Source organism: Desulfobulbaceae bacterium (assembly GCA_015231515.1).
In the GTDB taxonomy this organism is placed as follows: Bacteria; Desulfobacterota; Desulfobulbia; order Desulfobulbales; family VMSU01; genus JADGBM01.
The window spans coordinates 1-10,968 of the sequence record JADGBM010000097.1; the positions used below are offsets into that span (position 1 = coordinate 1).

The window sequence follows — 10,968 nt, forward strand, 5'->3', positions numbered from 1 at the left end:
AGGCTTTCTCCTCCCCCCCCTTTTTTTTTCTTTTTTTAAAATAAATACTTGACCATTGTACTTTAAAAATTAGATCATTAGTTTAGCGTTAATAACTTTTGCCCATTATATAGCCAGTTGCCGGTAGTCGAGTCGTTCTGGAGTTAATGGGAAATCTAAAATCATAATTTAAGGAGATGGTAATGGGTTTAAAAACGTATCTGGTAGCGGGGATTGTTTTACTGACGGCAGGAACTTCTTGGGCAGCTGCGCCGCAGCTTACAACTGGAGCATTAGGCGCAGCTCCGACCCTTGACGGCAAGGCTGATGAGTGGTCAGGCATATCAGGGGTGAAAATTAAGGTAAGCCCTTCAACTCCTGGTGATGCAAAGGCGTATCAGGGAGAAGTCGAAGTTGATCTGAAGGCCGCAATTAATGGCGATATGATTTACTTTCTGGCTCAGTGGCCGGATTCCACCAAAAGCGATACCCACAAACAATTGACCTGGGACAAGGAAAAAGATGGCTATGTCGAAGGTGAAGACCGTGAAGACAGATTTGTCTTAAATTTTGATATGGGTGGCGATTTTAGTTCCTGCATGTTGTCAGGAAAGGCCTATCAGGCGGATATATGGCATTGGAAGGCCTATCGAAGCCAGAGTGCCGGCATTGCCCATGACAAAATGCATATCATGTCATTTGAGAAAATTCCAAAGGCCAAAAAACATCCAACCCGGGATGGTAAAGAGATCTGGATTGCCAGGCCTAGTGATGCAGGCGATGATATGTATAAAAGCCAGAAACCGCTTGATAATATAGGCGATGTTATCCCTCGATATGTTCCGAATAAAGCAGTTAGCGGCAGTATTGCCGACATAAAGACCGAGGCGATTTGGGCCGATGGGGTTTGGACCCTTGAGATGGCCAGAAAACTTGATACCGGCAATGCCGATGATGTGAAATTTGAAAAGGGTAAATCCTATGCAGCCAACGTGGCAGTTTTTGACCACACCGGTGATGACCATCACAGTGTTGGTGCATGGACACTGGAAGTTAAATAGTTTCCTGAAGAGTGTCATAAAGCAGAGGCCTAATCGATAGGCAGGTTGACCACGTAACTATTAGAGAGTGGATTTATGTTGAACCTTTTCAAGAAAAAAAACGTTGTTAAAGGAGCGTCCGCCGGGCGCTCCTTTTCGCTGGGAATCCAGATGAAGATATCTATGGCTATGGGTTGTGTTGTCTTGCTACTCTTGATCATAGCCGGTATTGCTCTGGGCATCGTTTCTGACAACCTGGTCATGAACAGATCGTTTGTGGCCAGTATTGATGGGTTGTCAAAACAGGTTAGCGATGTGAGCACCTCCATGGGCGAAATTCTTGAACGACAACAGGCCCAGCAGGTTAAGTTCAGCCATGAACAGGCCCAGCTAAGCCAGGAGCGGCTCGACCGGCAAAGTAGTCTGGCGGCCCGGATTCTTTCTGCGCAGGAAGCGATGGCGGCTGTTGACCGGCAGGCGAACTTGATTATTTACGACGGTGAGCCGTACGCTGTGGTTGCTGCAGAAATAGCCTCACTCAAACAAGAGCTTGAGTCATTTCTAGAACTCCCGGTAATGGCGGAGGTGGACGCTGACATTCTTAAAATGGCGCAGCGGGCCAGTCGAGGCTATCTGCAGACCTATGATGAGGTTCGAGCCCTCGATGAGGAAAACGTCTCTTTATCCCAGCAGGTCGAGTTGGTGCAACAGGCCCAGGAAATCGGCACAAGTTTGAGGAATCGGTTAGGGGTGCTGAGGGAAGATATAAAGCGGTTGCTCGATGAAAAAGCAGCTCTTGAAAAGAAGGCATATGAACAACAGCGTCTTGCTGCTCAGGAGGCAGGCCAAAAAACACTGGGAACAGTGCTGGAGAACCAGGCTGGAATTGGCAAAACCATTCAGCATCATGCCTCGGAGATGAATACTATCATAAGCTTTTTGCTTAACAAACGCCGCTTGATGATCGTATTTGCCATAGCCTCTTTGGTCGTTGCGGTTATTTTTTCCCTGGTTATTGGCCGAGCTATTTCACGTCCCCTGGTCAGGGCAGTTCAGATTGCTCAGGGCATTGCCTCGGGTGATCTTAACCAACGCGTTGATATTACCGGTCGTGACGAGGTAGGGCAACTGGGTGCCTCCATGGCCATCATGATCGAAAAGCTGCGAAATAACAGAGAGAATATTGAGTCGAGTGCAATTAATTTAACTGAAGTGGCGGCAACGGTTTCGGCAAGCTTGCAAGAGGTCAGTGCCTCCATGGAAGAGATCAATGGCATGACCCAGCAAAATGTCATGAAGGCCCGTTCCACTGAAGAGATGACTACTGAAACCAAAAACAGTGCTGAATCTGGTAAGAAACAGGTTGGTGAGATGGTCTTCACCATGGGTGAAGTACATGATGCCAGTAAGGAAATTGCTAAAACAATCCAGGAAATCAACAATATTGCCTTTCAGACGAATCTTCTTGCCTTAAACGCAGCGGTAGAAGCAGCTCATGCGGGTGAAATGGGCCAAGGTTTTGCCGTAGTCGCTGAAGAAGTGCGACGCTTGGCATATCGCTGCTCTGATGCCGCTAAAAACACCACGGCCTTAATTGATGGACCAATGAAAAAAATTGGTTATGCCTCAGAGGTTGCTGAGAAGATGGCGGCCTCACTGGATACCATTCACGTTCAGATTAGCAAAATGGCAATGCTTGTCAGTGAGATTGTTGTTGCAAGTGAACATCAGGCAGCAGGTATCGGCCAGATAAATTCGGGCTTGAGTCAAATTGATCGTGCCGCACAGGGGTTGGTTGCCGAATCAAATGGACTTATGGCTTCGCTCGATCATACTGATGGCGAGATAGAAAACTCCCCCGCCAATGACATCCCACAATTGAAGGGTTCTTAGAGCCACCTTCAGCGTAAGCCTTTGATGAACGGGCCAACAGCTTCTGGCCCCTCACTATCCACCAGGCGAATTGTTGCACTGCCGATGACGGCAATCTCGGCTTTTCCTCGCAATTCCTCCACATCGTTTTTGTCAGAAATTCCAAAACCAACGGCCAATGGCAACTCTGTGTTGGCTTTACATCTGTCAATGTAGTTGTTGAACTCCTTATCGAAACTGGTTTGGCTGCCGGTAACGCCCCGTCGAGCGACACAATAGATAAAACCATCAGCGTGTGATGAAAGGGTCTGCATACGCTCCTCTGTGCTGGTGGGAGCAAAAATTTGAATGGCTGAAATGGAATGTTCTTTGGCCAGGCTCAAATATTCCTGACCCTCTTCTGGTGGCAGGTCGGGAATGATAAGCCCTTTAATGCCAATTTGCTCAGCCTTTGAAAGAAAGCGCTTCAGGCCATATTTAAATACTATGTTGTAATAGGTCATAAACAGAAAAGGAATTGGGTGCTGAGCGCACATCTCTCTGGCAAAATCAAGACAGTCCTTGACTTTGGTTCCAGAGGTTAAGGAGTCCTGGTTCGCTTTGATTATAACCGGGCCATCTGCTACCGGCTCCGAAAAAGGGATCTGCATTTCAATCAGATCAACACCGTTAGCGACCATCTGCTCAACGACCCTGCGATTGTCTTCAAAGGATGGATAGCCAAGAACAATATGGGTCATCAGCAGAATCTCCTTCTGCTTTAAACTGTTTGTAATACTGTCACGAAGATGCATATTCTTTACCTCGTTCAATTATAAATTTTTTCCAGGAAGGATCATTGAAGGCATTGGCTATGGTGAAAATATCTTTGTCACCGCGGCCCGACATGTTTATAATTATTGCCTCATCAGGTTGCAATTGACCGGCTTCCTTGAAGGCGGAGACAAAGGCATGGCTTGATTCCAGGGCGGGAATAATTCCCTCCTTGCGCATGGTTTTTTCAAGTGCCGCCATGACCTCATCATCAGTGGCTGAATCAAAGCGAACCCTGCCGTTTTGCCAGAGGTCGGTAAGGATTGGTGAAACACCCACATAGTCCAAGCCTGCCGCCACCGAATGGGTATCTTTCATCTGACCGTCTTCATCTTGCAGGAACATTGTTTTATAACCCTGTGCTACTCCGGCAGAGCCGCCGGATTCGGCAAGTCGTGCTGCGTGCTGACCAGTGGCAATGCCCTTGCCTCCGGCCTCAACTCCAATAAGTTCAACGTGACGGCTGTCTAAAAAGCCCTGGAAAATTCCCATTGCATTAGAACCGCCTCCAACACAGGCGTAAACCTTGGCAGGTAGCTTGCCGAACTGTTTGAGGATCTGTTCTTTTGCCTCAATACCAATAATTGATTGAAACCAGGCAACAACCTCTGGGAATGGGTGAGGGCCGCAGACTGTACCCATGACGTAGTGGGTGTTGTCCATATTGGTTACCCAGTCACGAAAAGCGGCGTTAATGGCATCCTTTAGTGTTTTTGATCCGGAGGTTACCGGGATGACCTCTGCGCCCAATTTCTCCATCCAAAAAACATTCGGCCGTTGACGCATAACATCTTCCTCGCCCATGTATATGGTGCAGTCAAAACCAAATTTGGCAGCCATTGTCGCGGTGGCGACACCGTGCTGCCCCGCCCCGGTCTCAGCTATTACCCTGGTCTTGGCCATCCGCTTGACAAGCAGTCCCTGGCCCATAACATTATTAGCTTTGTGGGCACCGGTGTGATTAAGGTCTTCACGTTTAATGTAAATCTGGGCGCCGCCAAAGATGCGGGATAGATTCTCAGCGTGAGTTAGTGGCGTAGGCCTACAGGAATAGGTGCCCATAAGATCGCAGTACTCCTGCCAGAATGAGGGGTCAGCCTTAACCTCGGTAAAGGCTGCGTTAAACTCTTTGAAGGTCTCGAAAAGGACTTCAGGAATAAAAGCTCCGCCCCATTCACCGTAATAGCCGTTTGTATTTTTCATAATGCATATATCCTTTTTGGCAGTATCACTGGTTTGTGAGATGCCGAACGCCGAAATGGCTTTGATGACTCATGTAAAGCTGCGTACCTATGTTTACTTCAATCAACCGTCACGTGCACCCATTTTGAGTTGGGGGATTATGAAGGATGTACCAGATCTTAGCCAAAACTTCCGGCAAATTCTGTAAAATTTCGTTGTTCCAGAAACGCAAAACGCGAATCCCCTTACTGTTGAGCCATAAAGTTCGTTTGGAATCATAGGCCTCTATGTGGTAATCCCCATGTTGTCCTCCGTCAAGCTCAACAGCAAGCTTGGAAGAGACGCAAAAGAAATCAACAATGAATTTCCCAATGGGATGTTGCCTTCTGAATTTAAATCCCCCAAGTTGACTGCGGCGTAAGCATTGCCAGAGGAGTTGCTCGGTGTCGGTCATGTTTTTACGTAAATCACGTGCTCTGTGAAGGAGTAGTGGTGGTATTGGGGGTGGTTGCCACAATGTTTTTTCCCCCCTCCCAACCTCCCCCCGCTGGGGGGAGGGGCTTAGAGGTGGAGAGGAACTTCCGCCCTCCGCAGTGGATGGGCTTTTTGGGTACGAAAAAATCCCTCCCTCCGAAGTGGAAAGCCTGGCCAAGCAAAATAACTCCCTCCCCCAGCGGGGGAGGGTTGGGGTGGGGGCCAATACCAATCCCCACCCGAAAACTTCAATTCAAAACTAATTTCTCTCTACAGGCCCGAGCAAAATCCTCCGGGTAATGCCCATTTATCCAGCGCAACTGAGCTTCACTGAATGCTCCGGGTGAAAATGGTAATTTGGGCAGAAATGAGTATAGGAGACGTTGACTCGATTTGTCTTGCAGGCGTTTGGAGAATTCAATGGTACTTATCATCTCAGCGCCAAGTGCCGACAGTGTTTTAATGGCTACAAGCATTGCCTTGTTAATAGAGTTTCTGGTGCCACTATCTGCTTCAAGAATGTTCCCGGCGCTGTTGACCAGTAACTGAAGCTCCCATTGAGACGTCTGGGCCTTCGGTACAAAGAGAAGAACATCTCTATCCTCAAAGACGATTAAGCTGGCGGGCAGATCATCTCGACAGTCCATACGGGTGTTGTTGCGTATGGCGGATTCGTAATCGGCAAACAGGTCACTTCCGGTGGCCTCTTCGTATCGATCCATACACTCTCTGATTAAGTCACCACAACCGTATGGCGTATACTCTTGCCAGGGGCTAGCCGCCAACTTTTTATCCGAGTTGTGCACAGGTACAGAAGAAGGCAGGAGGGCAAACTGTTGGTGGATCATCTGGTGTGAGGCGTGGAGCCGATATTTGCTGGCGGCACAGTCAAAACCGTAATTCCACCCCCATAAGGTAGCTGAAAAAGGCAGGGGTGGGGTGGCTCCATCGGACAACTTTTTTACTATATCAAGTCGCAGACTTTCAAGCTCTGTTTCACTCAGCATTTTTTGGGATGTTGGAATTTTGCAGCCAAGAAGTTCTGCGAAACGGGTAAATGTGCGCTGGTAATATAAATGCCGGAGTCCATTCATGTCACTTAGACTCAGTTCACTGGCATGGTAACGAATGGAATCATTGGCCATGTTGGCTGCGTAATGGCCCCATGGTATGTAACTGTTACTACGAAGATACTCGAAGATGTGGTTGTCTTTTGATCTCCATTCGCCAACAATCTCGCTGGTTCCCTGAACACCAGGACGCAGAACCATTATCTCTTTGTACGAATCAGGCAGGTATGGGTTGTTAACAACAATCTCGAACAAGGCATGATTTGCGATGACAGCTTTAATGCCACCGGCAGTTTTTTCATAACGCAGTCCGCTGGGGGTCTGCTCAGTATCATAGGTAAACTCACAACTGATATGGGCTAGTACGGTAAGATCGTCAGGATCAGTTGAGTTGGCGGCCATCGCCAGTAAGACTGGTTCTGGGAATTTTCTGAAAACTTCAAGGCGATTATTGTGACTGTCAACGCTGTGGCCAAGGGCTTCAAGTGTTTTGCAGAGCGATGCCGAGGCTCGGGGCTTGATCGCGATTGAACTCGGGTCGGCAACTTTTGATTCCGCCCAGCTTTTTGTTATGTAGGTGGTACCCCGGAAGGCAAATGGGTTGGGTATTTCATAAACGATGTCAGCCTGTGAAATTGGCACATTTCCAGAAGGAAAATTGACGGTGTTACGATGTGGTGAGCCATCAGCAAATTCCCCCAGCGGTTCAATTGAACATTCGTTGCGGAAATTACTAACCGAATAGGAAGGAGAGTGAATTGCGTAACGGAAACCATCAGGGGTTATGCAGGTTTTTGGAAAAGATTTGCTCATGCCGGTAGATACAATTTTCTTTGCTCAGTCTTTGATAGTAGGTATGATAATAACCCTGATTAGCGCTAATCTTCCTCAACAAGCTCAACATCCCCAGAGGTTTTTATCGGTGGTCAATGATTTCGGACGGTTATAACTGGACAGTAAGGAGTTTTCATTTGTACATAAGATAAAAAATCCCCCTGAGTCCCTCTTTAAAAAGGGGGATTCAGGGGGATTTTGTGGCGTTTGAGCCTAACTCATATTTGTTGCTGCTTTAATATCTAAATCCCGTCTGCAGGACATTAAGTTTGTTCCGGGTCAAAAGCGCTTCGGAAATAAGACTTTTAGTGTGCTACGAAAGATTGGTGCCGAATATAATAATAAATGCCTTCTCTGTCAACTTACTACTGGTGTTTACTACTGGTGTTTCGGGTATTCAAAAAAGTTATTTGAAGCGAAGATGGCACTGTTTTTTGAGGTCATGGATGGTTGTTATCTGTTTTTCGAAACTGTTGATATCACCAGATTTGAGAAGGGGAAGCAACGAATCACAGGCTGCTTTGAAAGACGAATAGAATTCATCCCCGAAACCTGGGTAAGAAACCATGAGAGTGACTCCGGCCAGGAATTGCTCTACTGTTTTTAGGTCAGGAAGTTTGCCCGATTCGGTAGCGTATCGAAGTTGCTTGAACCAATGGTGCAGGTCTTTTTTTAAGGGCCGGAACTTTAACTCGGCAATTTCTGCTGTTTTTGCTGATTTTGAGTGCACGATATTGCCGTAATCTGGGGGATTTTGTAAAGGCTGGAAATTGCTAAGATCTGTCGCTCTGCTGTAGTAACAATATAAATTCAGTCTGCCAGGCGCTGGCTTAGCTTGTTTTGGTTATGCTCTCCTCAATGGATCGTACGTCAAGAATAAGGCAGACCTCGCCGTTGCCTAAAATGGTACAGCCGGAAACACCACCGACATCGCCGGTTTTATTGATATACTCAGAGAGACCCTTAATTACAGTCTGTTGTTGGCCCATAAGCTCATCAATAAAAAGACAGATGTTGCTGTTGCGCCCCTCCAGTATGATAAGAATACCCTCGTCCAACTCGGTATGGTCAGGGGTGATATGGTGCATTTCGTGGAGTCTTTTAATGGGCAGAAGATGTTCTCTGACTTTCACCATCTCCTGGCCGTCGGGAGTGACGGTAATGGCATCAAGAGAGGGTTGAAAGGACTCTTTTATTGATAGAATTGGCACTATGTAGTGGGAACTGCCTGTCCTGATCAACATACCGTCAATAATTGCCAGGGTCAGTGGAATACGTAAGCTGATGGTGGTGCTTTCCCCTAGTTTACTGTCGATGTCGATCCTGCCCTTAATGGATTCGAGGTTTTGGCGTACGACGTCCATGCCAACCCCGCGGCCAGAGACATCGGTAATTTTTTCTGCCGTTGAAAATCCGGCATGGAAGATAAGCTGCATGACCTCCTTGTCACTTAGTTGGGAGCCGTCGCCTTCCACTATGCCCTTCTCAATGCCTTTGGCGATGAGTTTTTTGCGATCAAGGCCGCGACCATCATCAACAATGGTGATAATGACTTCACCTTCTTCGTGGTTGGCAGTGAGCTTAATGGTGCCGATTTCCGGCTTGCCTATCTGAAGACGTTCAGGGTTCGGTTCGAGGCCGTGATCCATGGAGTTTCGGATCAGGTGAACCAGAGGATCGATGATTTTTTCTATGACGGTCTTATCGACCTCGGTGGTTTCGCCTGCAAGTTGTAAATCGACTTTCTTGCCGGACTTTCTCGACAGGTCGTGAACCAGACGGATCATTCGGCGGAATAGCCCTGAAATAGGAACCATTCGAATGGTCATTGCCATTTCCTGAAGTTCGCGAACAATTTTGGACATATGCTGACTGGCCTTGTTGAAGCCTTCAAGTTCCAGGTCTTTTAAGTCCGGGTTATGGATAACCATATTCTCAGCAATAACCATCTCACCGATAAGATTGATAAGGCTGTCGAGCTTGTCAATATCAACCCTGATATCTTGTCTTTTGACGGATTTTTTGTCTAGATCTACTGCAACACCCCGCTGAGTTTCCTGGGCCTTTAAGGCATTGTCCAGGTTTTCCTTGGAAATTTTTCCGCTCTCCAGCAGGATCTCGCCAATTGGTTTTTGCTGGATGTCTAAAGCGGCATCAATGTCGGCTCTCTCAACAGCCCCTTGCTTAACAAGGATATCTCCTATTCGTGAGGATTCACCATCAAACATCTGCAGGACGGTTCTCGGCAGGTGGTTATTGATGATCTCAACATAGATATTCAGCCCTTTGACTCGCCCTGTGCCACCTTGCGTAATGTCATCAAGGGCTGCCCTTGAAACGTCGATTAATTCCAGGAGCAGGTTGGAGATTCGAGCAATATCTTTGTTGACACCAGATTTGATTGTTTCGATGAGGGTCTCTTGTGAATGGACGAGTTTTTCAAGATCGGTAAAACCTAAAAAACCGCAGTTCCCCTTAAAGCTGTGAGTGTTTCTATACAGCCTCTCAACCGGGTCAAGATTCTCCGGGTTTTTAGAGATCTGCAGCAGGTCGTCTTCAACTTCCTGTAGGAGGTCATCAGCCTCTTCGAGAAATTTTGTTCGAGTTTCCGGAGTAACTAAGTCGGATAAATCAATATCAAGATTAATTGTAGGTGGTGCCTCTGCAGCCTGGAGAGTTGAATCTACAACAACTTCTTCCGGCTCTTCCTTGAGCGGTGCAGAATTATCTTGTGGAGGTGTTGCCGCGGGTGAATCGGTATTAAATAGTTTGATCAGTTGCTGTGATGATTCGGCAACCCCCTCATCGCTGAAAGTTGCTTCGATACAATCTAAGGCTTCCTTGGTGAAGTCACATGATTTACAAAGAAGGTCGACGTGGTTGGGGGTCAGTTGGATCTGGCCGTTCCGCAGCTTATCCAGCAGGTTTTCGGCTGTATGGGTTGACTCAACAACATTGTTGAATCCCAAAAAGCCGGCGCCACCTTTCATGGAGTGGAATAGCCGGAATATTGCGTTAAGGTCATCAACGGCTTCCTTGGAGAGTCCCTGTCCCGAGGTATCAATCTTGTCTTCGAGGGTAAGAATATCCGGCTCAACCTCATCAATGAGGTCTCGTGCTTCAGTGATAAACTCAATAATGATCTCTATCTGGTCGTTATCTAGTTGTGCGGACATTAAGGCATACCTTCTGGTAAAATGGAGGCAATATTTCAGCTAATTGGTCGAAAGTTTATCTCACTGTCTTTTTTTCTCGATAGAGTCCAAATTTTTTCAAGTACTCATTGAGTTTAACCAGGTCGATTGGTTTTGTTAGGTACCCCTCGCAGCCGCCTTTTATGAAGGCACCCATAATATCTTTGGGGCCGTTCAGGGCGGTTGTCATAATTACTTTAACCATGTCAGCGCCACCGATCCCTTTCTCTTTCTCGATTCTGCGGATCTCCTGCAGGGCCTCCTGCCCATTGAGTTCAGGCATCATGATGTCAAGACAGATGAGGTCGTAATGTTTATCCTCCTCAACTGAACGGATAAAGGCCTCAACCGCCTCCTTACCGTTGACAGCCATATGGAGTGTATCAAAATGATCGCTAAGCAGTTCAATTAATAACTGCCGGCTAAAAAAATCATCTTCAACAACTAATACTTTTTTCATGTATTTATCCCGTTTGTTTCAGAATCGTGTGTTCTTCATTCACTAATCTA

The 10,968-nt window shown here is 47.0% G+C and carries 9 protein-coding genes; 2 read left to right on the plus strand and 7 right to left on the minus strand.

The window, feature by feature from the left end:
• Positions 1-182 precede the first annotated feature (182 nt).
• Together HQK80_12760 and HQK80_12765 are read left to right on the plus strand one after the other, a co-directional pair.
• Positions 183-1,040, plus strand: a complete 858-nt coding sequence (locus HQK80_12760) for a hypothetical protein (GenBank protein MBF0223075.1) — start codon at positions 183-185, stop codon at positions 1,038-1,040.
• Positions 1,041-1,115: 75 nt separating this feature from the next.
• Positions 1,116-2,912: a HAMP domain-containing protein gene (locus tag HQK80_12765; GenBank protein MBF0223076.1), complete on the plus strand. Its 1,797-nt coding sequence runs from the start codon at positions 1,116-1,118 to the stop codon at positions 2,910-2,912.
• 8 nt (positions 2,913-2,920) lie between these two features.
• Here HQK80_12765 and HQK80_12770 read toward each other — a convergent pair whose 3' ends face one another.
• The 7 genes from HQK80_12770 to HQK80_12800 all read right to left on the minus strand — a co-directional run bounded on the left by HQK80_12770 (position 2,921) and on the right by HQK80_12800 (position 10,918).
• Positions 2,921-3,685, minus strand: coding sequence for a tryptophan synthase subunit alpha (locus tag HQK80_12770; GenBank protein MBF0223077.1), 765 nt, complete (start codon positions 3,683-3,685; stop codon positions 2,921-2,923).
• Positions 3,672-4,907 (minus strand): tryptophan synthase subunit beta, encoded by a 1,236-nt coding sequence (gene trpB, locus HQK80_12775; GenBank protein MBF0223078.1) that lies wholly within the window; start codon positions 4,905-4,907, stop codon positions 3,672-3,674. The genes HQK80_12770 and trpB overlap by 14 nt, the downstream gene beginning before the upstream one ends.
• 109 nt (positions 4,908-5,016) lie before the next feature.
• The gene (locus HQK80_12780; GenBank protein MBF0223079.1) at positions 5,017-5,340 is read right to left on the minus strand and encodes an endonuclease domain-containing protein; all 324 of its coding nucleotides are present in this window, start codon (positions 5,338-5,340) and stop codon (positions 5,017-5,019) included.
• Positions 5,341-5,608: 268 nt separating this feature from the next.
• A complete protein-coding gene (locus HQK80_12785) occupies positions 5,609-7,243 on the minus strand; it encodes a hypothetical protein (protein ID MBF0223080.1) in 1,635 nt (544 codons plus the stop codon).
• A gap of 427 nt (positions 7,244-7,670) precedes the next feature.
• Positions 7,671-7,994, minus strand: coding sequence for a GAK system XXXCH domain-containing protein (locus HQK80_12790; GenBank protein MBF0223081.1), 324 nt, complete (start codon positions 7,992-7,994; stop codon positions 7,671-7,673).
• A 100-nt stretch (positions 7,995-8,094) separates the two neighbouring features.
• Complete coding sequence (locus HQK80_12795; GenBank protein MBF0223082.1) at positions 8,095-10,440, minus strand: chemotaxis protein CheA; 2,346 nt, start codon at positions 10,438-10,440, stop codon at positions 8,095-8,097.
• Positions 10,441-10,495: 55 nt separating this feature from the next.
• Positions 10,496-10,918: a response regulator gene (locus HQK80_12800; GenBank protein ID MBF0223083.1), complete on the minus strand. Its 423-nt coding sequence runs from the start codon at positions 10,916-10,918 to the stop codon at positions 10,496-10,498.
• Positions 10,919-10,968 lie beyond the last annotated feature (50 nt).

Excerpts from the sequence above, each read along its gene's own strand:
- HQK80_12760 (MBF0223075.1), top strand. The coding sequence starts at position 183 with ATGGGTTTAAAAACGTATCTGGTAGCGGGGATTGTTTTACTGACGGCA.
- HQK80_12765 (MBF0223076.1), top strand. The coding sequence starts at position 1,116 with ATGTTGAACCTTTTCAAGAAAAAAAACGTTGTTAAAGGAGCGTCCGCC.
- HQK80_12770 (MBF0223077.1), bottom strand. The coding sequence starts at position 3,685 with ATGCATCTTCGTGACAGTATTACAAACAGTTTAAAGCAGAAGGAGATT.
- trpB (MBF0223078.1), bottom strand. The coding sequence starts at position 4,907 with ATGAAAAATACAAACGGCTATTACGGTGAATGGGGCGGAGCTTTTATT.
- HQK80_12780 (MBF0223079.1), bottom strand. The coding sequence starts at position 5,340 with ATGACCGACACCGAGCAACTCCTCTGGCAATGCTTACGCCGCAGTCAA.
- HQK80_12785 (MBF0223080.1), bottom strand. The coding sequence starts at position 7,243 with ATGAGCAAATCTTTTCCAAAAACCTGCATAACCCCTGATGGTTTCCGT.
- HQK80_12795 (MBF0223082.1), bottom strand. The coding sequence starts at position 10,440 with ATGTCCGCACAACTAGATAACGACCAGATAGAGATCATTATTGAGTTT.
- HQK80_12800 (MBF0223083.1), bottom strand. The coding sequence starts at position 10,918 with ATGAAAAAAGTATTAGTTGTTGAAGATGATTTTTTTAGCCGGCAGTTA.